This is a genomic window from Microbispora sp. CL1-1 (assembly GCF_012034195.1).
GTDB lineage: Bacteria > Actinomycetota > Actinomycetes > Streptosporangiales > Streptosporangiaceae > Microbispora.
The window spans coordinates 1-25,838 of record NZ_JAATEK010000016.1 but is presented as its reverse complement, the minus strand read 5'-3'; the positions used below and the strand labels follow the sequence as shown (position 1 = coordinate 25,838).

General features: G+C 72.7%; 17 protein-coding genes, 1 pseudogene and 1 riboswitch. Of the genes and pseudogenes, 9 read left to right on the top strand and 9 right to left on the bottom strand.

Going from position 1 to position 25,838, the window contains the following annotated elements:
• Window positions 1-63: 63 nt before the first annotated feature.
• Window positions 64-891, top strand: a complete 828-nt coding sequence (locus tag HCK04_RS19880) for a 4'-phosphopantetheinyl transferase superfamily protein (protein ID WP_168066083.1) — start codon at window positions 64-66, stop codon at window positions 889-891.
• A gap of 58 nt (window positions 892-949) precedes the next feature.
• Here HCK04_RS19880 and HCK04_RS19875 read toward each other — a convergent pair whose 3' ends face one another.
• From HCK04_RS19875 to HCK04_RS19855, 5 genes are all read right to left on the bottom strand, one after another.
• Window positions 950-1,744 (bottom strand): alpha/beta fold hydrolase, encoded by a 795-nt coding sequence (locus HCK04_RS19875; RefSeq protein ID WP_205830473.1) that lies wholly within the window; start codon window positions 1,742-1,744, stop codon window positions 950-952.
• A 24-nt stretch (window positions 1,745-1,768) separates the two neighbouring features.
• Entirely contained in the window at window positions 1,769-9,001 is a 7,233-nt protein-coding gene (locus HCK04_RS19870) for a non-ribosomal peptide synthetase (RefSeq protein WP_168066081.1), read from the bottom strand.
• Window positions 9,002-9,266: 265 nt separating this feature from the next.
• Window positions 9,267-9,971, bottom strand: a complete 705-nt coding sequence (fabG, locus tag HCK04_RS19865) for a 3-oxoacyl-ACP reductase FabG (protein WP_142648877.1) — start codon at window positions 9,969-9,971, stop codon at window positions 9,267-9,269.
• 108 nt (window positions 9,972-10,079) lie between these two features.
• Window positions 10,080-10,514: a group II truncated hemoglobin gene (locus HCK04_RS19860; RefSeq protein ID WP_142648876.1), complete on the bottom strand. Its 435-nt coding sequence runs from the start codon at window positions 10,512-10,514 to the stop codon at window positions 10,080-10,082.
• An 81-nt stretch (window positions 10,515-10,595) separates the two neighbouring features.
• Window positions 10,596-12,044, bottom strand: coding sequence for an amidohydrolase family protein (locus HCK04_RS19855; protein ID WP_142648875.1), 1,449 nt, complete (start codon window positions 12,042-12,044; stop codon window positions 10,596-10,598).
• A 252-nt stretch (window positions 12,045-12,296) separates the two neighbouring features.
• Between HCK04_RS19855 and HCK04_RS19850 the strand changes: the two genes are divergently transcribed.
• From HCK04_RS19850 to HCK04_RS19830, 5 genes are all read left to right on the top strand, one after another.
• On the top strand, window positions 12,297-13,475 hold the full coding sequence (locus HCK04_RS19850) for a CoA transferase (protein ID WP_142648874.1): 1,179 nt from the start codon (window positions 12,297-12,299) through the stop codon (window positions 13,473-13,475).
• Entirely contained in the window at window positions 13,468-14,304 is an 837-nt protein-coding gene (locus tag HCK04_RS19845) for a citryl-CoA lyase (protein ID WP_142648873.1), read from the top strand. The genes HCK04_RS19850 and HCK04_RS19845 overlap by 8 nt, the downstream gene beginning before the upstream one ends.
• A 17-nt stretch (window positions 14,305-14,321) precedes the next feature.
• Complete coding sequence (locus HCK04_RS19840) at window positions 14,322-15,185, top strand: extradiol ring-cleavage dioxygenase (RefSeq protein ID WP_142648872.1); 864 nt, start codon at window positions 14,322-14,324, stop codon at window positions 15,183-15,185.
• On the top strand, window positions 15,182-15,541 hold the full coding sequence (locus HCK04_RS19835) for a hypothetical protein (RefSeq protein ID WP_142648871.1): 360 nt from the start codon (window positions 15,182-15,184) through the stop codon (window positions 15,539-15,541). The genes HCK04_RS19840 and HCK04_RS19835 overlap by 4 nt, the downstream gene beginning before the upstream one ends.
• 117 nt (window positions 15,542-15,658) lie before the next feature.
• A complete protein-coding gene (locus HCK04_RS19830) occupies window positions 15,659-16,624 on the top strand; it encodes a zinc-binding dehydrogenase (RefSeq protein WP_142648870.1) in 966 nt (321 codons plus the stop codon).
• A 248-nt stretch (window positions 16,625-16,872) separates the two neighbouring features.
• On the opposite strand, the gene HCK04_RS19825 is transcribed toward HCK04_RS19830, so the two are convergent.
• The gene (locus HCK04_RS19825; protein WP_142648869.1) at window positions 16,873-17,673 is read right to left on the bottom strand and encodes an IclR family transcriptional regulator C-terminal domain-containing protein; all 801 of its coding nucleotides are present in this window, start codon (window positions 17,671-17,673) and stop codon (window positions 16,873-16,875) included.
• Window positions 17,674-17,968: 295 nt separating this feature from the next.
• Here HCK04_RS19825 and HCK04_RS19820 point away from each other — a divergent pair, with 295 nt between their 5' ends.
• Window positions 17,969-19,252 (top strand): PHB depolymerase family esterase, encoded by a 1,284-nt coding sequence (locus HCK04_RS19820; protein ID WP_142648868.1) that lies wholly within the window; start codon window positions 17,969-17,971, stop codon window positions 19,250-19,252.
• A gap of 60 nt (window positions 19,253-19,312) precedes the next feature.
• Here the strand turns inward: HCK04_RS19820 and HCK04_RS19815 are convergent, their stop codons facing one another.
• Window positions 19,313-20,107, bottom strand: a complete 795-nt coding sequence (locus HCK04_RS19815; protein WP_142648867.1) for an SRPBCC domain-containing protein — start codon at window positions 20,105-20,107, stop codon at window positions 19,313-19,315.
• Window positions 20,108-20,450: 343 nt separating this feature from the next.
• On the opposite strand from HCK04_RS19815, the gene HCK04_RS19810 reads away from it, so the two are divergent.
• Together HCK04_RS19810 and HCK04_RS19805 are read left to right on the top strand one after the other, a co-directional pair.
• Window positions 20,451-21,110: a hypothetical protein gene (locus HCK04_RS19810; protein ID WP_142648866.1), complete on the top strand. Its 660-nt coding sequence runs from the start codon at window positions 20,451-20,453 to the stop codon at window positions 21,108-21,110.
• Between the two features lie 150 nt (window positions 21,111-21,260).
• A complete protein-coding gene (locus HCK04_RS19805) occupies window positions 21,261-21,920 on the top strand; it encodes a DUF305 domain-containing protein (RefSeq protein WP_142648865.1) in 660 nt (219 codons plus the stop codon).
• A gap of 274 nt (window positions 21,921-22,194) precedes the next feature.
• Here HCK04_RS19805 and HCK04_RS19800 read toward each other — a convergent pair whose 3' ends face one another.
• Together HCK04_RS19800 and HCK04_RS19795 are read right to left on the bottom strand one after the other, a co-directional pair.
• Window positions 22,195-22,857: a CHAP domain-containing protein gene (locus HCK04_RS19800; RefSeq protein WP_260617346.1), complete on the bottom strand. Its 663-nt coding sequence runs from the start codon at window positions 22,855-22,857 to the stop codon at window positions 22,195-22,197.
• A gap of 282 nt (window positions 22,858-23,139) precedes the next feature.
• A riboswitch (cyclic di-AMP (ydaO/yuaA leader) is annotated at window positions 23,140-23,282 on the bottom strand.
• A gap of 489 nt (window positions 23,283-23,771) precedes the next feature.
• A pseudogene (locus HCK04_RS19795) lies at window positions 23,772-25,838 on the bottom strand (DUF222 domain-containing protein); the annotation flags it as partial.

Sequence of the window (25,838 nt, the reverse complement as noted above, 5' to 3'; positions counted from 1 at the left end):
GACAGGACAGCGGGCTCGGAGGCGGAACCGGAGGCGGGCCGAGCGGTGACGGTGACGGGACGGGTGAGGGGACGAGCGGCGGAACGGGCGGCGGCGTCCACGGGCGGAACGAACTCGCCGGAGCCGCGGATCGCGGCGGGCGATGCGCACGTGTGGATGGCGGACCCGGACGGGCTCGATCGGAACGGGCTTCTCGGCGGCTACCGCGCGGTGCTGTCGCCGCGGGAGCGGGACCGGGCCGCGGGCTTCCGGTCGGAGGCCGACCGGCTGGCGTTCGAGGCCGCGCACGGCCTGGCCCGAGCCGCGCTGACCTGGTGCGTGCCCGCCGTCGCCGCGGGCGCGTGGCGGTTCACGACCACGCCCCACGGCAGGCCGGAGATCGCCGATCAGCCTCCCCACCGGCCGCTCCGGTTCAACATCTCCCACACCGCGGGACTGGTGGCCTGTGTGGTCACGCTGGGCGCCGCCTGCGGGGTGGACGTCGAGCGCGTGCACCGCCGGGCCGACCCGCTGCGGCTGGGCCGCCGGGTCTGCTCACCCGCCGAGTATGCCCGGCTCGTCCCGCTCGACGACCTCGACGCCCGGGCCGACCTGTTCTTCCGCTACTGGACGCTGAAGGAGGCGTACGTCAAGGCACGCGGATACGGGATGACGCTGCCGATGAACCAGTGCGACGTCGAGAGGGCGGCATCCGTTCCAGCGGGGGCGCCTTTGGCGGTGGAGGGGCGGAACGTGGCCCGGTTCGGGCCGCAACTGCGGGACGACCCGGCCCGATGGCGCTTCGCCCAGTGGCGGCCCGGCCCGCGCCACCTTCTCGCCCTCGCCGTACGGCGGGAGCCCGGTCTGCCCTGCGCGGTCGTCGTCCACCCCGCCCCACCGCCCGTTCCATGAGACGCCCGTGCTGTGAGACGCCGCCCGTGCGGTGAGACGCGGCGCTCGGCAGGCTCGTTCATGAGATCACGGACAGCAGGCGCCGCAGGTCGGTCCTGAGGGCGTCGATGAAGTCGGGCCGCACGCCCTTGAGATAGAAATGGTCGCCCGCGAAGACGCGGAGGGTGAAGGGGCCGGTGGTCACCTCCCGCCAGGCCAGCATCTCCTCGGGCGTGACCTCCGGGTCGGCGTCCCCCGTGAGCCCGGACACCGGGCAGGACAGCGGCGGCCCGGGGAGGGGCCGGTAGGTCTCGTTCAGCGTGAAGTCGGCCCGCATGCCGGGCACGAACAGCCGCAGCAGGTCGGGCTGCCGCAGCACCTGGTCGGGGATGCCGTTCAACCGGGCGACCGCCGCGACGAACTCCTCGTCCGGCAGGCCGTGCAGGTCGGCGCGGCGTTTGGGCAGGTGCGGGGCCCGGCGGCCGGACACGACCAGCCCCGCGGGCGGGGCGGCCGGGCCCACGGACAGGCGCCGGGCCACCTCGTAGGCCACCGCCGAGCCCATGCTGTGGCCCATCAGCGCGTACGGCCGGTCGAGATAGGGCAGCAGGCCGTCCACGACGGCGGGGACGAGTTCCTCCATCCGCGTGTACGGCCGCTCCCGCAGCCGCCATTCGCGGCCTGGCAGGACGACCGGGCAGACCTCGACCTGCGGCAGCAGCAGCGGCCGCCACGGCCGGAAGAAACCCGCCCCTCCGCCCGCGTGGGCGAAGCAGAACAGCCGGGCCGGCGCGTCCTCCCGCCCGGCGTCGCTGCTCAGCCATGCCGGCGGCGCCGGCTCCGGCCCCTTCGGGTACGCCTGCGCGATCGTCACGCGACCACCTCCTCCCGTCGTCCGTCATCCGGCGGAGCGCAGCACGACGTGAGCGTAGGACCCGCTGGCGCCGAGCGCGTTGACCAGGGCGCGCAGCGGCTCGCCCGGGCGGCGCGGGGGCCACGGCTCACGCCGGTCCGCCAGGCGCAGCGGCAGCGCGTCCCAGGACACCAGCCCGCCGGTCCGCCCGGCCAGGGTGGGCGCGATCTCCCGGTGCGCGAACTGCAGCAGCACCTTCGCGAGCTGCGACATCCCGGCGGCCGACTCCAGGTGGCCGATGTTGGGCTTGACCGTGCCCACCGGCACGCCGCGCCCGTCACCCGCGGCCGTCCCCACGAAGACCTCCGCGAGTGCCTCGATCTCGGCGGCGTCCGCGACGCTCGCCCCGGCGGCGGCGCACTCGACGTACCCGATCTCCTCCGGCGTACGGCCGGCGCGGCGCAGCACCTGCCGGATCGAGTCGGCGAGCGCCGGGCTGTTGGGCGCGCCGAAGCGCACGCTCCGGCCGGAGTGGCCGATCCAGGTGGCCTCGACGACACCGTGAGCCGTGTCGCGGTCCCGCGCCGCCACCGCTGCCGGGCGCAGCAGGACGGCTCCCGCCCCCTCTCCGAGCACCCACCCCGAGGAGGCGGCGTCGAACGCTCCCGCGGAGCCGCCGGGCGACACGAGCCCCAGGGCCGACAGCACCTCCGCGTGATAGGGGTGGCAGACCAGGTTGACCCCGCCCACCAGAGCGGCGTCGCACTCGTCCCTGCGCAGGCTCTCCACGGCCAGGTGCAGGGCGGTCAGCGACGACGAGCATGAGGTGTCGACGGCGACGCTCGGCCCGCGGAAGTCGAAGAAGTGCGACACCCGGTTGGGGATGTCGGAGGCCATGGCGGTGACGGCGGCCGGCTCGCCCCGCCGCCACGCGTCCGCGCCCGCCTGCCGATGGTCGTGCCACATCACGCCGGTGAACACGCCGATGCGCGGCGCCGCCCGGCGCAGCGAGGCGGGAGTGTGCCCGGCGTTCTCCAGGCACTCCCACATGACCCGCAGCATCATCCGCAACTGCGGGTCGAGTGTGCGGGCCTCGGCCGGCGAGATGTGGAAGAACAGGCTGTCGAAGTCGCCGGCGTCGGGCAGGAAGCCGCCGGTCAGGCCCGTGGCGCCGGCGGCCCGGCCGGCCGGCATGGGGCCGAACGCCTGCCGCCCCTCGACGAGGCCGTGCCAGAACTCCGCCAGACCGGCCGCGCCCGGAAAACGCCCGGCGACCCCCACCACGGCGATCTCCGCCGCGCGCCGCCCGTCCGAGGCGGGGACGAGGGGTGCGGCGAGCCGGTCGCGGCGGGCGGCGCCGAACACCGGCCGCTCCCCGGAGGCGGTGACCGCGGGCACGGGCCGGGCGGGCACGCCGCCGAGGAACGACTGCAGGAACCGGTGCCCGTCGCCCAGGCCCAGCCGTTCGCAGACCGGCTCGAAGGCCACCGCCCCGACGGGGCAGAGCCCGACACCGCACGCGGCCTGGCCCATCATCAGGAGCTGGCCCATGTATCCGGCCTCCAGGGCCAGATAGCGCGGGGCGTCGTCGCCGTACAGGGGCGCGATGCCGTCGAGCTGCCCGACCAGGTACAGCTCGAAGCAGGCCCGATCGTAGACGGGCCGGTTGTAATAGAAGTGCGCGGAGCGGCCGATCCCGTCCGCCGGCCCGACCAGTTGCAGCGCGTGCTCTCCCGGCCGGTAGTAGTACAGCCCGCCGGCCACGCCCTCCACGCGCCGCACGTGCAGATACACCTGGACGGAGTAGGTGTCCCCCGCCGAAGGGTAGAGCCGCCGGCCCCGCTCGCCCGGCGCCGACGTGCGCAGCAGGCTGAGGAAACGGCAGAAGTCGTCGTACGGCAGCGCCGCCTCGGCGAACTCACGGTGGCTGCCGCGCCAGTCGTAGTGCTCGGGCGCGAACTCGGCCGCGTCGAGCGGGACGATGCGCTCCCCCGCCAGCCGGGGCCGCTCACCCCATCGGCCGGCCTTGAACGCGGCCCGCTCCTCCGGGGAGAAGAAGTCGACGCTTCCCGCGGCAGGCGCACCGCCCGCGCCGCCGTCGTCCAGCCCGGTCGCGGGCCGCGCGGCGCCGTTCGTGGCGGGCTCGGAATGCGGGACGCCGGACCTCGCGGCACCGTCCGCGGCCGGAAGGCCCGGCGGCGGGCCCGCGGTCGTGGACCCGTTCGGCGCGGCAGGGGCCGGCTCGGCGGCGCGGGCTCGCGAGGGCGCATCCGTCTCCCGCCCACCGTCCGCGGGGGACTCCCCTCCGCCCGCGAGCCGGGCCGCGACGTGCCGGGCGATGGCGGCGACCGTGGGCTCCGACAGGAGTGTCGCCACCGGCACCCGCTGCCGATACCGCTTCTGCAGTTCGCCGGAGACCTGCACGATGGTGAACGACGTGGCGCCCTGGTCCCACAGGTCGTCGTCGGGTCGTACGGCGGGCACGCCCAGCCGTTCGGCGAACAGCGCGGCGATCTCGTCGCGCAGTTCTTCGACGCCCGGCCCGCGGGGTGCCTCCCGCGGCGGCTCCTGCAGTGCCTCGCTCGGCGTCTTCCCCGGTTCCTCCGGCTCGGTGTCGGACTCCCGCGCCGGGCCGGGCGCGTCGGTCAGCGGCCACGGCAGGGCGTCCCGGTCGAGCTTGCCGTTCGCGGTGGCCGGGAAAGTGCTCACGAACCCGACGAAGTTGGGCACCATGTATTCGGGCAGCGTCTCGGCCGCGAACGCGCGCAGGTCCCTGACCTCCGGCGGGGTCGGACCCGACGGCTGCACGTACGCCACGAGCTTGCGATCGCCCGTGTGATCGGGCCGGGCCAGCACCACGACCTCCTTGACCCCCGCGTGCTGCCGCAGCCGGTGCTCGATCTCGCCCAGCTCGACCCGGAACCCCCGGACCTTGACCTGGTTGTCGGCACGGCCGAGGAAGCAGATGTTCCCGTCGGGGAAGAAGGAGGCCCGGTCACCGGTCCGGTACATCGGCTCGCCCGGCCGGGACGCGAACGGGTCGGGCACGAACCGCTGGGCCGTCAGCTCCGGCTGGTTGTAGTAGCCCAGGCTCAGGCACTCGCCCGCGATATAGAGGTCGCCCTCCACGCCGACCGGGCACGGTTCGAGGTGCTCGTCGAGGATGTAGTAGCGGCTGTTGTCGATGGGCCTGCCGTACGGGATGCTGCGCCAGGCGGGGTCGATGTCCTCGACAGGGAAGTAGTTGGACCACACGGTCGCCTCGGTGGCTCCGCCCAGGCTGACGATGCGCGCCCGGGGGAACACCGCCCGGACCTCCCCGGGCAGGGACAAGGGGGTGTAGTCGCCGCTCAGGAACACCAGCCGCAGGTCACCGGTGCCCGGCCGGCCCGCGTACGCGGGGAGCAGCGGGGCGAGCTGGGTGAGCGTGGTCGGCGCCGAGTTCCAGAAGGTGATCGGCTCCCGCAGCAGCACGTCGGCCAGCTCGGCAGGGTCGCGCTGCTCGGTCTCGTCCGCGACGTACAGCCCGGCGCCCCGCCCGAGCAGCCCCAGGATGTCGAACACCGACAGGTCGAAGCCGAGCGAGGTCACGCACAGCCCGACGTCCGAATGGCCGAAGCCGAACTCACGGTAGGCCCAGTTGAGCAGGTTGAGCACCGGCCGGTGGGCCACGGCGACGCCCTTCGGCCGACCCGTGCTGCCGGAGGTGAAGATGACGTACGCCGTGCTGTCCGGGGTGGTGACCGGCGGCGGGTTCTCCTCGCCGCGCGGGTCGTCGCGCACCGGGTCGAGGTCGACGGGGAGCACCTCGACGCCCGCGTCGTGACACCGGGTCTGCGAGGTGGACAGCACCAGCGCCGCGCCTGCGTCGCCGAGCATCACGGCCGCCCGATCCCTCGGCAGGTATGGCTCGACCGGCAGATAGACGCCGCCCGCCTTCAGCACCCCGAAGACGGCGGCCACCATGTCGGGCCCGCGCCGCATCGAGATGCCGACCACGGTCTCCGGGCCCACACCGCGGTCGCGCAGGTGCCAGGCAATGCGGTTGGCGCGCCGGTTGAGCTCGGCGTACGTCATCGTGCCGCCACGCCAGCGCAGCGCCACGGCGTCGGGCCGCTTCCTTGCCTGCCGTTCGAACAGCAGGTGGACCGGCCCGTCGGCGGGGAACTCGCGGGCCGTGTCGTTCCACTCGTAGAGGATCTTGTGCCGTTCGGCGGCGGACATGCCGCCGGGCCGCTCCCGCTCGTCGACGAGGCCCGCCAGCCGCTCCCGGAAGTCGGCGAACGCCGCCTCGGCCGTCCGCTCGGGCAGGCCGCCGGGGTCGATGTCCCAGCAGATCTGCAGCCGGTCGCCCTCGCCGACGGCCACGCAGTCGAGCGAGACGTCCGGCGTGCACGTCCGCCATTCCCCGGCGGCGACGCCCGGCGGCAGCGGGTGTCCGTCGAGGTCGAACACACCCGTGTAGACGACCGGGTGGGCCAGACCGCCGCGCCGGGCGGCGACCCGGCGCAGCTCGGCCAGTCCGCTCGCGCCGTCGGCCGCCGCGTCGGCCGCGAGGAGACGCTGGTGGTCGCGGGCCCGCTCCAGCAGCGGTGCCTCCCCCGGGGCGTACGGGATCCAGCTCAGCGCCGTGTGCTCTCCCGGCCGGCACGGCTCGGCCCACCCGGGCCACCGTACGACCGTGAGCGCGAACGTGCCGGGCAGCCGGGCGGCCAGCGCCTCGCCGAAAGCAGCCAGGATCACGGCGTCGGCCGACACCCCGGCGCCCTCGGCGATCTCCTGCAGCCGCCGGCGTCCCGGCAGCGTCGCCTCCAGCCGCGTACGCCGCCGGCCGCGTTCCTCCCCCGCCGCGGGCGAGGGCAGCGCGGGGCCCGGCGGCAGCTCGGCCAGCCGTTCACGCCAGTACGCGACCTGCTCGGGCGAGGAGGCCGGGCGGTGGTCGCGGGGGTCGGCGGCGGGCGCGGGAACGGCCGCCGGGTCGGCGTACAGCCGCCACAGCTCGCGCAGCAGAAGATGGATGCTGCGGGCGTCGGCCACGGCCAGGTCGACCGCGACGTGGACGGTGGCCGCCCCCTCGGATCCGGTGGTCCCACGTGGGGCCGGGGACCCGCCCGCCGGGAACGTGCCCGCGTCCCCCGGGCCGGAGGCGCCGCGCGTCACCTGGATCTCGGCGTGCGGCCCCCGCCCGAGCGGGAACGGCCGCACGGACAGCGCCGCACGGACCGACTCGGCGTCGAGGCCGGACACGGGGACGTGCCACCGGCGGGGCGCCCTCGACCGCACGAGCAGCCGCCCGTCAACGGTCACGGACGCGCGCAGGGGCTCGTACGCCTCGGTCAGGCGCAGCCACGCCCGTTCCAGGCGGTCCACGTCGAGATCGGCCACCTCAAAGGCGTGGTAGACCTGGCAGCCCTCCCCTCCGGACCGCCGTGCCACATAGTAGGCCTGCTGCAGGTCGTTGAGCGGCAGGACGCGGTCGCCGCAGGGGTCCTCGGCCGCCAGCGCGTGCAGCGTGTTCGCGAACCTGGCGAACACCGCCTCGACGCCGGGATTGAGGCCGTCCGCCACGTCCCAGCGAAAGCGCAGCTCGCCGTCCTGTTCCCACATCTGGTGGTCGAGCCCGACACCGGACGTACGGGTGACGGCGTAGCGGACGTCGCGGCCGAACCCCGGCGGCTCGGGCCGCGCGCCGAGCATGCTGGTGAACACGACGGGCAGGGGTGGCGGGGCTCCGCGCCACAGGCGGCGCAGCACCTCCACGCCTCCGACCGCCGCGTGGTCGAGATCCGACCACAGCAGCCGGTGGACCTCGCGCGCCGCCTCGCCCAGGTCCATGCTGTCCAGGGCCGGCACCGGGAAGACCAGGCTGGAGGTGAACGGGCCCACCAGCCGGTCGGCCGCGGCGGGCAGCCGCACCCGGTCGGTGGTGGTCAGCACGAGTGAGAACGGCGTGTGCGCGCCCGCCCATGCCAGGGTCTCGGCGAACACGGTGAGGACGAGCGCGGTCGGCGACACGTTCCAGGCGGCGGCCCGCTCGCGCAGCGTCCGCCACTCGGCCTCCGCCAGCCCGCCCTCCAGGGGCCGCCGCGGCTCCCCCGACGGCACCGGGACGGGCACCCCGGCCTCCGCCGCCGGCGCCGTACTCGCAGCGGCCGGGACGGCACGGGGCAGGGCAGGGCCCGGGGGCAGGTCGGCGAGCCGTCGCCGCCAGTGGTCGACGTCGGCATGGTAGGCCGGAGTATCGGCGTGCGCACGCAGGCGTTCGACGCACTCGCGCACACTCGGCCCGGCCCCCGGCGGTTCGGGCAGCGGGTCCCCGGGCCGGACGTAGGCGCGCCACCAGTCGGACAGCAGCACGTCGAGACCGCGGCCGTCGGTCACCACCGCGTCCACGTCGAGATGGACGACGGCCCGGCCGTCGCACGCCCGGGTCACCTCGACGGCGAACAGCGGCCAGTCGCCCGGTTCGTGCCGCAGCCGCGTCAGACGCCCCCTGACCTCGGCCACTCGGTCGTCGAGATCGGCGTCGGCCACCTCGTGGACCGGCATCGTCCAGGGGCCCGCCTCCGGCATCACCCGCTGTCGTCCGTCCTCGATCAGCACGGCCCGCAGCATGTCGTGGTGGTCGACGACCCGTCCCCACGCCTCCTTCAACCGGTCGGGGTCGAGCCCGGCGATCTCGAACTCGCGGTAGAGGTGGCAGCCCACCGGGTCTGGCCCGAGGTCGGGATGCGACCCCGTGACGTACGCCTGCTGCATGGGCGTCAGCGGGAACGGCGCATACCGGTCCTCAGGTGCGGCCCCCTCGCGGAACGTGGCGAGGGACGGCTGCCCGCGGAGTTCGGCCCCGCGCGGTTGGTTTCCATGCGGATCGTCCTCGTGCAGATCGTCCTCGTGCAGATCGTCCTCGTGCAGGCCGTCCGCCGACAGGCTGCCCTCGGGCAGCGCCCCGGCGATCCGTCCGGCGAGGTCGCGCAGGCCCCGCGCGTCGCGCAGCCACTCCAGCGGCACGTCGGCGCCCAGCTCCTCCTTGATCTCCAGCACGAGACGGGCCGCCGTCATGGAGTCCAGCCCGTACACCGCGAGCGGGATGTCGTCCGCGGGTGCCTCGAGGGGAACCGGGCCACTGCCGGTGCCCGCCGCCCTGCCGGTGCCGGTGGGCAGCGCGGCGGCCAGCATCCGCCGCAGCGCCGCCAAGACCTCGTCCACCGGCGCGTCCACCGGCGCGTCCACCGGCGCGTCCACCGGTTCCGCGACCATATCCCGTGTCGGTCCCATCGCTCTCCCAGTCGTGTGTCGGCGTCGGAGGGTGGATCGGGCCGGGCGGGGGGCGCGCGGAAGGGGCCCGCCGGCGATCGCCGCGGCGCGGGCGTCCGCGGATGACCCGGCAGAGAGCCGGCGTGCCATCCGTCGCCGGGCCGCCGCCACCCGTTCGTACCGAAAAGCTAGGCGGGGGCCCATAGGTGCGCTGCTCAGGATTGAGCAGGCCGGCCCTGGCGGCGCGGGCCGCGCTGGTGCCGCGGGCCGGGGCGGACGGCTCAGCTCAGTGGCCCATGCCGAGGCCGCCGTCCACCGGGACGACGGCGCCCGTGATGTAGGACGCCGCCTCCCCTGCGAGGAACACGACGACCCCGGCCACCTCCTCGGGCACGGCCGTACGGCGCAGCGCGATCTGCCCGAGCACCTCGGCCCGCCGCTGCTCCGTCAGCGAGTCGGTCATGTCGGTGCGGACGTATCCCGGGGCCACCACGTTGACGGTGATCCCCCGGGAGCCGAGCTCGCGGGCGAGCGACCGCGCCAGCCCGACCATCCCGGCCTTGGCCGCCGCGTAGTTGGCCTGCCCGGCCGCGCCGGACAGGCCGCTCACGGACGAAATGAAGATCATCCGGCCGCGCCGCATGCGCAGCATCGGCCCCACGGCGCGCCGTGCCACACGGAACGCGCCGGTGAGGTTGGTGTCGAGGACGCCGGTGAAGGCGGCCTCGTCCATCCGCATCAGCAGCATGTCGGCGGTGACACCGGCGTTGGCGACGAGGACCTCCACCGGGCCGTGCCGCTGCTCCACCTCGGTGAACGCGCGGTCGACCGCGGCAGCGTCGGTCACATCGCAGCGCACGCCGAACAACCCGTCCGGCGCGCCGCCGCCTCGATGGGTGACCGCCACCCGGTCGCCCTCCTTCGCGAACGCCCGTGCGATGGCCAGGCCGATGCCGCGGTTGCCGCCCGTCACCAGCACCGAGCGGCTCATGCCACTCCCTCGCCTCCGGCTCGGAGTCCGATAGTGCCGGAGGCGCGCGATTCGGCACCTCGCCGGGCGCTGTGCCTGACGGCTCGCTCGCCACGCTCGCTCATACCGTCACCAGTCCCACCGGCCCATCGGGGGGAACGGGGCCTGATAGGCGTCCGGCGCGTCGTGCGACACCTTCGTGGAGAAACCGGCCGCCCGGGTCACCTGCCTGGTGAACGCCTGCCGGAACCGGGCGTCGCCCGGCAACCCCGCCTCGTCCGCCGCCCGCAGCATCAGCTCCACGAACCGGTCGCGCTGCTCGTCGGTGATCTTCAGGCCCTGGTGGGCCCGGAAGATCGCCTCGAACCCGCCGAGCTCGTCACTGAAACGGCTCGGGCCGCCCATCATCTCGACGAAGAACGCGGTCAGGTTCTCGGCGTGGTGAGCGGACCCGTACTCGAACAGTTTCTTGAGCAGCGGATCGCGCAGCACGGATTCATGGAAGTGCTCGGCGAACTTGCGCAGCGCCGCCTCGCCGCCGACATGTTCGTACATCGTCGTCATCGCAGCCTCCTCGGAACGCCTGGGCTGGCGTCACGGTAGGCGGCGGGCGGTCGCCGATTCTGCTCAAAAGTGGACGAGAGATCAGCGGCTGCGCGTCGAGGAGCTGTGGTAGTCGGTGTACGTGTAGGGGTTGTCGAGGATCTTCGTCTCGGGGATGTCGGGGTTCATCCCCTTCTGCCATGCCTCCTCGCCCATCGTCGAGCGCAGATACTCGACGGTCCGCTCCACCTCGCGCCGCGCCGCGGCGAGGTCGACGCCGACCAGGCGGTGCTCGTGCTTCACCACGCGGCCGTTCACGAGGACCGTGTGCACGTCGCCGCGCTGCGCCTGGAACGCGACGTGTCCGTACGGGTTGAGCAGCGGGAACGACACGGGCGACGCGTCGTTCTTGATGAGCACGATGTCGGCCTTCCGGCCCGCCTCGATGCTGCCGAGGTCGTCGCCGCGGCCGATGGCGCGGGCGCCGCCGCGTGTCGCCCAGTCGACCACCTGGTCGGCGCGCAGGCTGCAGTGGGTGACCGTCTCACCCTTGGTGTGCGCCTCCATGTGCTCGCGGGAACGGTCGGCGCCGAGTGTGGTGCGCATCGCCGAGAACAGGTCGCCGCTCCACCAGACGCTGGTGTCCATCGACAGCGACACCGGGATGTCGTGGGCGCGGATGGCCCAGGTGGGCGGGTAGCCCTGGCCCGCGCTCTGCTCGCTCTCGGTGGAGACCGAGATCGAACCGCCGGTGGCGGCGATGCGGTGGTAGGAGTCGGCCGACAGCGAGGCGGCGTGGACGTAGACCGTCTCGGGCGTCATGAAGCCGTTCTCGTACATGAGGCGGATGCCGTCGTCGCTGGTCGCGCCCCACACGCCCGCGTGGGTCGTGACCGGTACGCCGAGGTCGCGGGCCACCTCGAAGGCCGGCTTCTCGGGGAAGGCGGGGTCGCCGGTGACGTCGAAGGCGATCTGGAAGCCCAGCATGTCGTCGCCGGTGATGCGGCGGCCGATGAAGTCGCGGAACTCCGGCGCGCCGGTCCACTCGGCGGGCGGGGCCTGGATGTTGCCGTAGGCGAGCACGAACCGGCCGGGCACCGCCTGCAGCGCGTCGACGGCCGCGTCGGCGTGGTCCACGGTCCGCAGCCCGTGCGACCAGTCCACGACCGTGGTGACGCCGGCGTCGATCGCCTCGATCGCGGCCAGCAGGTTGCCGGCGTGGACGTCCTCGGGCCGCCACAGCTTGCCGTACTCCAGGTAGTACCAGACGAAATACTGCGTCAGCGTCCAGTCGGCGCCGTAACCGCGCATGGCCGTCTGCCACATGTGCCGGTGAGTGTCGATCATGCCGGGCATGACGATGCCGCCGGTGGCGTCGACGACCACGGCGCCGTCCGGCGCGGGCAGGCCGGGCCCCACCTCGGCGATCCGGTCGCCGACGACGAGTACGTCGGTGCCGGGCAGCACGCTGTGCGCGTCGTCCATCGGCAGCACCGTGCCGCCGCGCAGCAGCACCGGCCGGTCCGGTCCGAAATCGGTCGGCTCGTTCATCGTCGAACTCCTCACCTTCCACTGGCCGAGCGCGCTCAACAGTGACGAACACTTGTCCGCTATACGGTCAGCGCTGCTTCCGCTGTTACTTTCGCGAGCACCGCCCCTACTGTCAACCATCGGTTTCCGTATCGTCATACGACGGCAAACCGGTGGACGCATTTGACGACCGGACCGCCTATGCCAGAATCGGCCTCACGGACCGATGTCCGTTGAGCGGACACTGCTGTGACAGCAAGAAGGGGGAGCCGGATGACAGACGACACCGCGCCCGAGCGGGGAGGCGGGCCGCTGTCCGGCGTGCTGGTGGCCGACTTCTCGCGAGTCCTGGCCGGGCCGTACGCCACGATGCTGCTGGCCGACATGGGCGCCGAGGTCGTCAAGGTCGAGGGACCCAAGGGGGACGACACCCGCACCTGGATGCCGCCGGTGCGCGGCGACGTGTCGACGTACTACCTGGGGGTGAACCGGGGCAAGCGGTCGATCGCGCTCGACCTGCGGGACCCCGGCGACGCGAAGGTGGCCCGGGAGCTGGCCCGCCGCGCCGACGTGCTGGTGGAGAACTTCAAGCCGGGCGGGCTCGCCAAGTACGGCCTCGACTACGCCTCCGTCAGCGCGGCCAACCCGGGCGTGGTGTACGCCTCGATCAGCGGGTTCGGCTCCGGAGCGGGCCGCGACGTGCCCGGCTACGACCTCATGGTGCAGGCGATGTCGGGGCTGATGAGCCTCACCGGCGACCCCGGCGGGCCGCCGTACCGCGCGGGGATCTCCGTCTTCGACGTCATGGCGGGCAACCACGCCGCGATCGGCGTCCTCGCCGCCCTGCGCCACCGCGACAGAACCGGGCAGGGCCAGCACGTCGAGGTCAACCTGCTGTCCTCGGCGCTGACCGGCCTGGTCAACCACAGCTCCGCGTACGTCGCCGGGGGCGTCGTCCCCTACCGCATGGGCAACGCCCACCCGAGCGTGTTCCCCTACGAGCCGCTGCCCACCGCCGACAACGACCTCATCGTGGCGGCCGGCAACGACGGCCAGTTCCGCAGGCTGTGCGAGGTGCTCGGCATCCCGGAGGTCGCCGATGACCCCCGCTTCGCGCGCATGGCCGACCGCACCGCGCGCCGCGAGGAGCTGCGGCCCATCCTGGTCGAACGGCTCGCCACGCGCGGCGCCCTGGAATGGTTCGAGCTGCTGGTGGCGGCCGGGGTGCCGTGCGGGCCGATCAACACCATCGACGGCGGGTTCGCCATGGCCGAGCGCTTCGGGCTCGACCCGATCGTGGAGGTGGGCGAGGGCGACCGGGCGGTCCCGACGACCCGCCACCCGATCCGGTTCTCCGCTACCCCCGCCTCCTATCGGCTGCCGCCTCCTGAGCTGGACGAGCATGGGGACCAACTGCGTAAATGGCTGACTGAGGAGGACGACGATGTCTGACGAGCCGGAAACGATCGAGCGGCCGTCGTACCCCACGGCGCAGTATCCGACAGCGCTGGGCGCGTCCTCGCTGAAGTCGATCACCCTGCTCGGCCGCGACCTCGCCGAGGACGTCATGGGCAAGGTCGGGTTCGGCGAGCTGGCGTTCTGGCTCGCCACCCAGCGGCGCCCCACGCCGGGCGAGACCCGCGTGTTCGAGGCCGTGCTCGCCGCGCTGGCCGACCACGGGTTCACCCCGACCGCGATCGTGACACGCCTGACGTACCTGTCCGCGCCCGACTCGATCCAGGGCGCGCTCGCGGCCGGGCTGCTCGGCGGCGGGTCGCGCTTCCTCGGCGTGACCGAAGACTGCGGCCGGTTCCTGCACGACGTGCTGGATGCGCACGACGGGCCGCTGCCGTCCGACGACGCAGGCTGGGACGCGCTGGCCCTGGAGACCGTACGGGCCCAGCGGCAGGCGCGGCGGTTCATCCCCGGCCTCGGCCACCACGTGCACAAGGAGGGCGACCCCCGCACACCGCGGCTGATGGAGATCGCCGCCGAGGAGAACCTGTTCGGGCCGCATCTGTCGCTGTTCGCCGCGATCGGCCGCGTGCATCCCGAGGTGCTCGGCAGGACGCTGCCGCTCAACGGCGCGGGCGTGTGCGGCGCGGCGCTCGCCGACCTCGGCCTGCCGCTCGAACTGCTGCGCGGCTTCGCCCTGCTCGCCCGTACGGCGGGCCTGATCGGGCAGCTCGCCGAGGAGCTGCGCCGTCCGGTGGCGAACGAGATCTTCCTGTCGGTGGACCTCAACAACCGGTCCGTCGAGCCGGAGCCCTACACCCCCTGACGCCACTGGAGGTTCGCATGGCCCAACTGGTCGCGGTGATCGCGTCCACCCATCATCCGTTCTACTACCGCGCCAGCACGGCCACCGGCGAGGACCGCCCGCCGTTCGCCGACGAGTGGGTGCGCAAGGTCGAGGCGTTCCGCGAGACGCTGACGAAGGCGCGGCCCGACGTGCTGGTCATGGTCGGCTCCGACCACTTCCACCAGCTCTGGCTCGACAACATGCCGCAGTTCCTCGTCGGCAAGGCGCCCTTCTACGACGCCAACTGGTACAACGAGGAGCGCGAGTTCGGCCTGCCCCGGATGTTCTTCACCGGCCAGGAGGACCTGTCGGCGTACATCCTGCGGGAGGGCCTCGACGCGGGCTTCGATCTGGCTTTCTCCAACGAGCTGCGGATCGACCACTCGATCACGTGCCCGATCATCACGCTGCGGCCGCAGAACGACCTGCCGATCGTGCCGGTCTACACCAACATCTTCGCCCCGCCGCTGCCGCAGCCGAAGCGGTTCGTGCAGCTCGGCCGTACGATCCGCGAGCTGGTGGAGTCGTGGCCGGCCGACAAGCGGGTGGCGGTGATCGGCACCGGGCACCTGTCGCTGGAGCTCGGCGGGCCGCGCCAGTTCGGGCCGCACGGGCCCGACCCCGAGTTCGACCGCAGGGCGGTCGAGTGGATCTCCTCGGGCGACATCGAGGGCTGCCTGTCGGAGGTCACCCTCGACAGCCTCCACCTGCCCGGCAACGCGACCCACGGCTTCATGGACTTCATGCTGATGATGGGCGTGGCCGGCGAGGGCGCCAAGGCCGACTACGTCGACACCTACGACCTGTTCCACACGATGGAGGCCTACTTCACCTGGTACCCCAACGGAGGCGTGGCGTGAGCAAGTATCTGCTGAACAAGTTCCTGTTCACCGTCGACCGCGATCCGGACCTGGTCGAGCGCTACCGCGAGGACCCCCGGGGCACCGTGGAGTGGTGGGAGGCCGAGCACGCCAACCGGCTGCTGAACTGCCACAGCGGGGAGGCGTCGACCTGGCTGCGCTTCGAGGACGTCGAGCGCGAGGCCCTGGCCGGCCACGACTACCCGAAGCTGTTCGAGCTGGGCGCGCACCCGTTCCTCACGCTCACGCTGTTCATCGCGATGTTCGAGCGCGACCACGAGCCGCTGGGCTTCCAGACCGAGTACGCCCGGCGGCTGGCCCACATGACGCTGCCGTACCCCGACATCGCGACCTGATCGGACCTGCCCGCCGCCGAGGCGGGCCGGGCGGCGGGACGCCGGGCACGCCGTGCGGGGCGGGCCCGGCGGCTCTCGCCGGTGTTACGTGCCATGTGTGAAAGGGAGAGGTGGAACATGCGGGCGGCACAGATCGTGGAGCCCGGCAGGCCGCCGGTGGTGGCCGACCTGCCCGTGCCCGTGGCCAGGCCCGGCGAGACCCTGGTCGAGGTCGGCGCCGCGCCGGTCACGCCGCTCGACCTGCTCTGCGCGAGCGGCACGTCCTACTTCGGCAGGCCGCGCACGCCGTACGTGCCGGGGGTGCAGGGGGCCGGCGTCGCCGGCGGGCGGCCGGTGTGGTTCGCGACCTCGGCCGGCATGGCCCCGGGCGACGGGAGCATGGCGCAGTTCGCGGCGGTGGCCGCGAAAGACCTCGTCGAACTGCCCCCGCAGGCCGATCCGGTCGCGGTGGCCGCGCTCGGGCTCTCGGCCGTCGCCGCGCACATGGCGCTGACGTGGCGGGGCGAGCTCACCCCCGGCGAGCAGGTGGTGGTGCTCGGCGCGGGCGGCGTCGTCGGGCAGGCCGCCGTACGGATCGCGCGCATCGCCGGGGCCCGCAGGGTGATCGCCGGGGCCCGCTCCCCCGCCGCCCGCGAACGCGCCCGGCAGGCGGGCGCGGACGCCGTGGTGGCGCTCGACACCGACGACGTCGCCACGCTGGCCGCGCGCCTCGCCGAGGCCTGCGACGGGCCCGCCGACCTGGTGCTCGACCCGCTCTTCGGCCCGGCGGCGGCCGCCGCGGCCCGCACGCTGCGTCAGGGAGGCCGGTGGGTCCACCTGGGCTCCTCGGCCGGCGAGACCTGCCCGATCGACTCTTCCACGCTGCGCAGCAGGTCGCTGCGGCTGCTGGGATACACCAACAACGAGCTGACCCCCGAGCAGCGGGCCGCCTCGATCGTCTTCGTCGCCGAGCAGGCGGCGCTGGGACGGCTGTCCGTCGCCTACGAGACGATCCCGCTGGACGACGCCGGCGCCGCCTGGGAGCGCCAGGCGAGCGGCACCGCCTCAGGCCGGATCGTCCTCATCCCCGCCCCGGCGTCCTAGAGATGCCGGTGGAGGACGTACTCCACTGGCCAACGTGAGCTATGCGAAGGCGGACGCCACCGCTACTCGGAAGTCGCGTCGCTCTCCCCGGAGGAGACGGCCGCCTTCGAGGCGCGCTACCTCGCTCGGGTCGCCGAGCTGCTGAACGAGCCGGACGCCTTCGACCTGCCGGTCATGTACGTCTACGCCCGCAAGCCCGGGCCAGCGGGCCACCGCGAAGCGGCGGCCATGCCGTGAACTGCGGTTCCCTAGGAGGCGGTGACCTGGGGCACGGACTCGTAGAGTGCCCAGTCGGCGCTGATCGCGCCCGCGGTCTTCAGCAGCAGCGGCAGGTGCTCCTCGGTCAGCTTCTCCAGGGAGGTCTCGGCGGCGTGGCTGTTGACGTTCACGGCCGCGATGACGTTGCCGGAGCCGTCGCGCAGCGGCGCGGCCACCGAGCGGATCCCGAGCGCGAGCTGCTCGTCGGTCAGCGCCCAGCCCTTCGCCCGCACCTCGCGCAGCACGGCGTCGCGCTCCTGCGGACCGGGCCGCCAGCGCGGCTCGATGCCCGACCTGCTCGGCTCCGCCAGCACCCGCTCCAGCTCGTCCGGCGGCAGCGCCGCCAGCAGCACCTTGCCCAGGGACGTCTGCATCGCGGGGAACCGCGTCCCGATCTGCACCGACAGCGCGACGATCTTCGGCACGGCCACGCGGGCGACGTACACGATGTCGGACCCGTCGAGCTGGGCGATCGACGACGACTCGTTCGTCTGGGCGACGAGCCGTTCCAGGTGCGGCCGGGCCACCTCCCACAGGCCCATGGAGCGGATGTAGGAGACGCCGAGTTCGATCACCCGCGGGGTGAGGGCGAAACCGCCCTGCGCCGAGCGGGCGTACCCCAGCTCCTGCAGCGTGAGCAGGATGCGCCGCGCGGTGGGCCGGGCCAGACCGGTCGCCGCCGCCACCTCGGTCAGGGACATCACCGGACGGCCCGGCTGGAACGCCCTGATGACATCGAGGCCGCGCGCGAGCGCCTCGATGAAGTCAGGTCCGGTGTCGCCTCGTGCCATGAACGCCTCTTCCGCTCGAACTCGCCGAGTCAACCTTAGACCCTGCCCACGGCCGACTGTCCGCCTGTCGGCGCTCTGCGTGGTCAGAGATGACCAGCGTCACACCGCCGTAACACGCCCAGCCGGTGGTTGACAGGCCGTTGCATGACCGCCATGCGGACCTCTGTCCGCACGAGCGGCGCGCTAACAACGCCATGACAGGACCATGAGAAGTGTGTCCGGCCGCCATGTCGGGAGGATCACCGGCGACCTACCGTGCGCGGAAAGGATCGGTGCGCCAGGTCAAGGAGCCCCCATGGTCACGTCCTTCCCCGTACGGCCGCCGCGAGCGGCCCTCGCCCTCACGACCCTCCTGCTCGTCCTCGCCGGCCTGCTCGGCACGGCCCTGATCCCCCCGCCCGCGCGGGCCGCCTCGCTGACGCAGGTCGGCTCCTTCGGATCCAACCCCGGCAACCTGGCGATGTACGCCTACCGCCCTGACAACCTGCCCGCAGGCCGTCCGCTCGTCGTCCTGCTGCACGGCTGCACGCAGAACGCGAGCGGCTACTTCGCCGACTCGGGGTGGCGCAAGTACGCCGACCAGTGGGGCTTCGCCCTGGTGCTGCCGCAGACCTCCAGCTCCAACAACTCGTCGAGCTGCTTCAACTGGTTCCAGACCGGCGACACCACGAGAGGGCAGGGCGAGGCCGCGTCCATCCGCGCCATGGTGGCGTACGCGGTCGCCAACTACGGGACCGACCCCGCGCGGGTCTACGTGTCCGGGCTGTCGGCGGGCGGGGCGATGTCCGCCGTCATGCTGGCGACGTACCCGGACGTCTTCGCCGCCGGATCGATCGGGGCCGGCCTGGCCTACCGCTGCGCGAGCAGCCTGCTCGAGGCGTCCGGCTGCCAGTACGGCCCGACGAGCAGGACCCCGCAGCAGTGGGGTGACCTGGTGCGGAACGCCTATCCGGGCTACTCCGGGCCGTACCCGCGAGTGGCCGTCTGGCAGGGCCAGTCCGACTACACGGTCGTGCCCGCCAACGGCGCCCAGCTGCGCGACCAGTGGACGAACGTGCGGGGCGTCTCCCAGACTCCGGCCTCCACCAGGTCGCTCACCGGTGGCACGACCCTCAAGGTGTACGGCGACGACGACGTGCGCCTCTACGAGATCAGCGGCATGGGCCACGGCCTGCCGGTCGATCCGGGCGGCGCGGCCGACCAGTGCGGGGCCACCGCGGCGTACTTCCTCGACACGATCTGCTCGGCCTACCACGACGCCCGTTTCTTCGGCCTTGACGGCGGCGCGCAGCCCAGCCCCTCGCCGAGCGCCACGCCCAGCCCGTCCCCCAGCGCCGGTCCTTCGCCCAGCCCTTCGCCGAGTCCTTCGCCGAGCCCTTCGCCGAGTGCCACGCCGCCGGGCACGTGCGTACGGGCCAGCAACTACGCCCACACCACCGCCGGGCGGGCGTACCAGTCGGGCGGCTACACCTATGCCAAGGGGTCGAACGACGCGATGGGCCTGTGGAACACCTTCACCACGCACGCGCTGCGCCAGACCGGCCCGGACTACTGGGTGCTCGCCGACGGCCAGTGCTGAACCTGCCGCGCCCCGGGCCCCGCTCCCCGATAGGCCGGGGCCCGGGGCGCGGCCCACGCGTCACACGCTCACGGCCGGCAGGGGCTCACCCGTCTCCAGCAGGGTCTTGAGCGCGGACAGCACCTGGGGCCAGCCCCCGGCGACCATCTCGCGCAGGGTGCTGCCGGGTTCGAAGCCGTCGTGGACGACCGTCAGCTTGACCGTCTCCCCCATCTGCTCGATCTCGAACGTCACCCGCGACCTGCGCTCCCCCTTCAGCTTGGCGAGCACGTCCTCCCCCAGGCCGACCGCCTCGGCCCACTCGGGGGTGAGGGAGTGCCAGGTGTAGGAGAGCCTGCGGCCGGGGTCGGACTCGACGACCACCTGCTCGGGATCGGTGATCGCCACACCGCCCTGGTGCCAGGTCATCGGCGCCCCCGTCTGCCAGTCGGTGTCGAAGGACAGTCCCCAGTAGCGCCGAGTGAAGCCGGGGTCGGTGAGTGCCTGCCACAGCCGCTCGGGCGTGGTCTTGATGTAGGTGGTGTAGACGAACTCGGGGTTGCTCATCGGCTCCTGCTCCAATGCGTTCTTGAGATCGGCGAGAGCACGGGCCCGCTCGCGGTCGAACCTGCTCATCCAGCGGTCCGCGATGGCGTTGATGGGCACGGCGTTGAGGTAGTGCAGCTTCTCCCGGCCACGCCACACCGTGGTCACGAGGTTCGCCGCCTCCAGCACCGCCAGGTGCTTGCTGACCGACTGCCGCGCCATGTCCAGCCCCGCGCACAGTTCGCGCAGCGTCTGGCCGTTGCGGGCGTTCAGGCTGTCCAGCAACCTGCGGCGGCTGGCGTCGGCCAGCGCCTTGAACACTTCGTCCATCTTCCCCATCCCGGACATGCAGCCCTTTGGCTGCATGAACGATAGGCAGCCGTACGGCTGCATGTCAACCTCGCCCGATGATCAGGGACAGGAGCGCAACGCTCCACAAATGGGGGTGAATAGGGCAACAGACCGGTGGTCGATATGTATGTCGCGCCCCGGAATCAGTCCGTCATTACTCTCCTCCGTCATTTATGTCGCCGCCACTTTCGGATCGACACAAGGCGTTACCAACCGTGTATGCACACGTCATTGGTAAGACCACGGCGGTCTTTTACGGTGAGGTTCCCGCCGGCCCGTGGAGGAGTTCCGGATCGACGGCACGACAAGGAGGGGATTTCTCATGAAGACACGGAAATTCCGATTAGCGGCGGCAGCGGTCTCGGTGACCGCGGTCCTCGGGGCGGTGGTCCCGTCCGGCCCGGCGGCCGGCGCACAGTCCGCCCTGCGGATCTATCGTGGCACCGCCACCGTGGTGGTCGACGTCTACGACTACTGCGGAGGTCCCCTCTGGGGCGAGCACCGGTTCGTCGGCACCAGCCGATACAAGGCGGCCGCGAAATTCGTCACCGGTCCACGCAAGTCCGCCGCGGGCAGGGTCGAACGCAACCCCTTCTACTGGGAGTTCTATGTGGGCGACATCGGAGCGCTCGGATCCTTCCAGTTCGGCTCCGCCCACGTTGTCACCGCGTCGGCCCGCGATCTCGGCGGTAACGTACGCGACCCGAAACTCCTGCTGGGCTACTGGGTCACCAGCCGATCGGGCACCTCCTGGTCCGGCAAGCTGGTCGACAGCCACCGCGCCGAAGGGGCCACGTTCAACCATTTCTACGGCGAGAAGACCATCGTCCCCTGCCGCGATCTCGGCACGTCTCGTTTCCTCTACGCCGTCAACGCCGGGGCCACGGTCTCGGGCCGGGTGAGCTCGGGGAGCGCGGCGTTCACCATCCGCGGCTCGACCTACGGCGACAACTACCGGTTCAGGATCACGTTCAACGGCTGACGGGAACGTTCCACGGGTACGACAGGAGGACCAGGTTCGCCACACGGTTCGTGCGGCGACGGCGCACCGGGGGTGGCGCCGCCGCCGGCACCGCGGGCGGGGCGGCGCCGGTCCTCGACCAGCCGCCGGGACGTACGGAGGTGTTGGCCGATGAACGGACGTGTCCTGCCGGTCGCCCTGCTGACAGCCGGTCTGCTGGCCGGCACGGGCGGCGCGTACGGCACCGCCGCCTCGGCCGCGACGCCTTCCTCACCCGGTGTGCCCACCGCGCCCAGCGACCCGACGCCGACGCCGACGCCGACGCCGACAACGCCGCCGACAACGCCGCCGACAACGACGGCCGACCACAACGACCAGGACGTCATGTTCGCCCGGATGATGATCCCCCATCATCAGCAGGCGGTGGAGATGGGGCGACTGGCCGAAGACCGGGCGGCGGACGCCCGGGTCGCGCGGCTCGCCCGGCGGATCGAGGCCACGCAGGCTCCCGAGATCCGGACGATGAGCGGCTGGCTCACGACCTGGGGCGAACAGGTGCCCGGGGAGAGCCCGGCGCCGACGCATCACGCCATGCCCGGGATGATGTCCCCCGAGGACATGCGGCGTCTCGAAGGGCTGTCCGGACGGGACTTCGACCGGGCCTTCCTCACGATGATGATCCGGCACCACGAAGGCGCCGTCACCATGGCGCGCGACGAGCTGAGCGGCGGAAGCTACGAGCCGGCGCGTAGGCTGGCGGAGTCGATCATCTCCAGCCAGTCGGCCGAGATCAAGGAGATGAAGAGCATGCTGAGCGGCCTGCCTGGTTGACCTGCCGGGTCAGCATGCCGGGTCAGGGCACCGTGACGGCCCGGACCGGCGCCGTGCTCGCCGTGGCAGTCGCCACGGCGGAAGCGGCGAGCACGGCGCCGTCGAACACGTCGCCGACGAGCGTGGCGCCGTCGAGTATGGCGTTCGAAGCCCTGGCCGTTTCGGACCGGCCGGAGGTTCCCCTGATCGGGCCGGAGATCGCCAGGGCCGGGCCGGAGGTCCCAAGGCCCGGGCTGGAGTCCCTATGAGCGGCGGGAGATCCGGAAGGGGGAGGTCACCCGCGCTTGCGGTGCCGTCCGTCGGACGACGCCGCCGCGGTCTTGACCCGTATCCCGGTCACGGCGGTGGAGACCACCGCGAACAGCAGACCGGCCGACAGGACGGCGTCGCCCGGCGACCACACGATGTCGAGCGGCTTCCCCTGCGTGGCCGCCATGTTCCTGGTGGCGGGCGCAGCGGCGCTCTGGACGCTCGCGTTCACGGCCGCCATGGGCTGGATCGTCACCGGCGTCTTCGGCGTCACCTTGACCTTGCGCGGCAGGCCGTACCCGACGATCGTGCTCGTGTCGCGGACCTTGCGCTTCAGCCACACGCCGTCGACGTTGCCCTCGATCGTGTGGACCTTCCGGCCGACGACCTTCTCGACGATGCCGACGTGGTCGATGTCGCGGATCTTCTTGGACCCTGACCAGGCGAAGAAGACCACGGCGCCCGGCTCGGGCTTGTCGCTCCAGGCGTGGTGCTTCTCGAACCACTTGGCGTGCCGCGTGGTCAGCGCGAACTCGCCGACATGGTCCTGCACCCCGGCCCGGTCGGCCGCCCAGGAGACGAACATGTCGCACCACGGGGCGGCCTTGAAGTCGGGGTCCTTGGCGACGTTTTCGGCGTACCACTCGCCGAACTTGGTGTGTTTCCCGGCTCGTTCGCGGTAGCCCAGCTCGGGGCGTACGGCGTCGAGCAGCTGTCGAGCTATCGGATCGGTGGAAATCGGGGGCTCCTCATGGCGCGCTTCGAGACATGACGAACCGGCCCGCGGGCGTGCGGCATGACGGCATGACCGTCCGGGGACACGCCACGGCGGGGCGGAATCAGAAACGGGAGATGTGGCAGCCCGTCACGGGCGCGCCATCACCCCGGAAGCCTGGAGACGTTCCAGGGCGGGCAGGTGGTCCGGCGACACGACGCGGACCGGGTGGGCAGGTGGAGCCGACACTCCACGCTCTCCTCTCCTTGGCCGCCTACCGGGTTAGCTGACGGGTTCGGGCCAGGAGTAGCCCTACCGGATGGTCCGGATTCACCCCAAGAGACGTGGGTCCCCGGTTCCCGGGATCGATGACTTCCGGGATTCGGCGGTCGCCGGTCGTCCTCGGGTTGAGGACCGCTCACCGGCGAGACACACGGGAAGCTTAGTAGATAACAAGTAAGACACGGCCAAATGGCCTGTAAAGGGGATCATCCCGGCTGTCGCCGTTCCCTGCTTCCGCAGGTCCTCACGGTCGCGGGCCGCCCGCGGTGAGATGCGCCACACCACGCCGTACGGCGCGGCTCTGCCAGCGCGGGTCTGCCGGCGCGGGGTCTGCCGGCGCGGCTCTGCCAGCGCGGGCCTGCTCGCGCGTGTCTGCCGGCGCGGGGTCTGCTGGGCCGAGTGCCGACGCGGTCGAGGGCTTCCGGCTGTCTTGGCGCTCCCCTCGCTCGCGTAGTCGCCGGGTCTGTCCGCGCGTCAGCCTGGGCCTGCCCTGCGCATCGCCCACGCTCCCGCCTCACGCCTCACGCCTCACGCCCGCAGCCTCCGGGGCCGGTCCGTGCGTCGCCTGGGCCGGCCTGTGGGTCCTCCACCGCCTGCCTCCCGCCTTACTCGTGTAGTCGTCGGGCTTGTCCGAGGCGGTGGTAGGTGAAGGCCCAGCGGTCTTCGCCGACTTTGCGGCGGGTGTAGCGCTCGGGGTGCTGGTAGCGGTCGCGGTTGTGGAACTGGCACGCCGGGCCCAGCAGCTTCAGGTCCGTGAGCCCGCCGGTGCTCCAGTTGTCGGCGTGGTCGATCTGGCACATGGTCGCCGGGAGCGGGCAGCCGTCGACCCAGCACGTGGCATACCGGGCGAAGATGGCCCGCCGCTGGGCAGGAGTCGCCAGACGGACCTTGCGCCCCATGTCCAGCACCTGTCCCTCGGCGTTCATGACGATCCGCACCAGAGTCGAGGTCCGGGCGAGCCGATGCACGCTGGAGACGGGCAGCACCTGCCCGGTCGCCAGCAACAACCCCGGCGCTGTCCCCGGTGCCATCCCCAACGACGCCCCCAGCAGCGTGCCTGCCGACGCTCCCAACGACGCACCCAAGAACGCCCCGGGCATCGCGCCCGCCGACGCACCCGGAGATCCCGGTGACCCACCTTGCGCCGCCCCCCGCGATGCCCCCTGTGCGGCTCCTTGCGATGCCTCCTGCGCCGTCTCCGGTGTCGCTCGCCCGGCTCCCGGTGCCGTTTCCGATGCCCATCCGGGTGGTGTCTCCCGCTCCGGTCCGGGCCCGCCGGGCGTCGCTCCCGACGGTCCCGATGTCCCCGACGCCTGCGTCGCACGCGAGCACCGCGCCTCGCCGCAGCACCGGCACGCGCCCTGGCCGTCGCACCGGCACGTGCTGTGGCCATGCCGGCAGTCCCCCGCAGGCCCAGGCCCGGCGTGGGTGTGACGTGCGGAGGCGTCCTCGGGCGGAGGGTCCGGCCACGCCGCCTCCGAAGGCGCCACCTCCGTAGGCGCTGCCTGCGAGTGCGCCGCCTGCGATGGCGGCGCATCCGAAGCCGTCGCGACCGAAGCCGTCGCACCCGAAGACGCTATGTCCGAAGAGACTGTGTCCGAAGGGGCAGCGTGCGAAGGGGCTGTGTGCCAATGCCCGCCACCATGAGCAGGCCATGCTGACACACCCCGCCGGACATGGGTTGCTCCAGACCGGGCCGCACCGCGATCCCACCCATCGCCCTTGGCGGGCGCGGTCTCGTCGCTCCCGGCAGAGCTGGTACTCACGGTGTCGTCGTCCTCGGCGGAGCCGGCATTCGCGGTGTGGTCGCCCTCAGCAGAGGCGGTGCTTGCGGTGGTGTCGCGCGGCTCGCACTCGCCGGGCCGCCGCTCACCGGCCCCGCGCTCACCGGCTCCCCAGCCACAAGGCTCCTCATCGCGAAGTCCGATCGCGGCGTCGCCAGAGCCAGCGGCAGGGCCGGTGGCAGGGGCAGCCTCGGCGATGTCGAGCCCGTCCGGGCCGTCAGGGGTATCGGTGCCACCCGAAGCATCGGGGTCGGCCATCGCGCCGGAAACGGCGTCGTCGGCGTCGGCGGGCGCAGGGGCGGCAGTGGTGTCGGCGCTCCCGGCACCGGCATCCGCCTCGGTCTCGGCAGTGTCGAACTCCTCCGGGATGTCGAGGTCGTCGGCCTCGCCGGGCGTCGGATCGCCCGTGTCCTCCCGGCCTTCCCCGAAGCCCCCGGCATCCCGCGCGTTTTCGACGTGGTCGGTGGTGTCGTCGGCCTGGCTCGGCTCGTCAGTGGTTCCGGTGGTGTCGGGGGCGTAGTCGCTGGGGGCGCTGTCGCCGAGGTCTGCGAAGTGGTCGCTGACGTCGTCGTCGGCGGCAGGGTCGGCGGTGTCTTGGGTGGCCGGGTCGGTGTCTTGGGTGGCCGGGTCGCTGGTGTCGTCGGCGGGGTGTGGGTTGTCGTCGGTGGGGTCGGTGGTTTCGGGGTCGGTGGGGAGGGAATCGGCGCTGACCACGACGAGGAGCTCGGTGACGATCTTCTGCTCCAGCACGGCGATCAGCGCGTCCGCCTGACGTACCGTCAGCGGGCGGTCATCCCCCTGCGCCCTCAGCTTGGCATACGCCTGCAACAACGCCATCAACCGGGCACCGGCCTCACGCGGCAGGTAGAACTCCCCTTCCACGCCGCC

Bases quoted from the DNA above. Each gene is read 5' to 3' on its own strand.
- HCK04_RS19870 (WP_168066081.1), bottom strand. From the start codon at position 9,001: ATGGGACCGACACGGGATATGGTCGCGGAACCGGTGGACGCGCCGGTG.
- fabG (WP_142648877.1), bottom strand. From the start codon at position 9,971: ATGAGCCGCTCGGTGCTGGTGACGGGCGGCAACCGCGGCATCGGCCTG.
- HCK04_RS19860 (WP_142648876.1), bottom strand. From the start codon at position 10,514: ATGACGACGATGTACGAACATGTCGGCGGCGAGGCGGCGCTGCGCAAG.
- HCK04_RS19855 (WP_142648875.1), bottom strand. From the start codon at position 12,044: ATGAACGAGCCGACCGATTTCGGACCGGACCGGCCGGTGCTGCTGCGC.
- HCK04_RS19850 (WP_142648874.1), top strand. From the start codon at position 12,297: ATGACAGACGACACCGCGCCCGAGCGGGGAGGCGGGCCGCTGTCCGGC.
- HCK04_RS19845 (WP_142648873.1), top strand. From the start codon at position 13,468: ATGTCTGACGAGCCGGAAACGATCGAGCGGCCGTCGTACCCCACGGCG.
- HCK04_RS19840 (WP_142648872.1), top strand. From the start codon at position 14,322: ATGGCCCAACTGGTCGCGGTGATCGCGTCCACCCATCATCCGTTCTAC.
- HCK04_RS19830 (WP_142648870.1), top strand. From the start codon at position 15,659: ATGCGGGCGGCACAGATCGTGGAGCCCGGCAGGCCGCCGGTGGTGGCC.
- HCK04_RS19825 (WP_142648869.1), bottom strand. From the start codon at position 17,673: ATGGCACGAGGCGACACCGGACCTGACTTCATCGAGGCGCTCGCGCGC.
- HCK04_RS19820 (WP_142648868.1), top strand. From the start codon at position 17,969: ATGGTCACGTCCTTCCCCGTACGGCCGCCGCGAGCGGCCCTCGCCCTC.
- HCK04_RS19815 (WP_142648867.1), bottom strand. From the start codon at position 20,107: ATGGACGAAGTGTTCAAGGCGCTGGCCGACGCCAGCCGCCGCAGGTTG.
- HCK04_RS19810 (WP_142648866.1), top strand. From the start codon at position 20,451: ATGAAGACACGGAAATTCCGATTAGCGGCGGCAGCGGTCTCGGTGACC.
- HCK04_RS19805 (WP_142648865.1), top strand. From the start codon at position 21,261: ATGAACGGACGTGTCCTGCCGGTCGCCCTGCTGACAGCCGGTCTGCTG.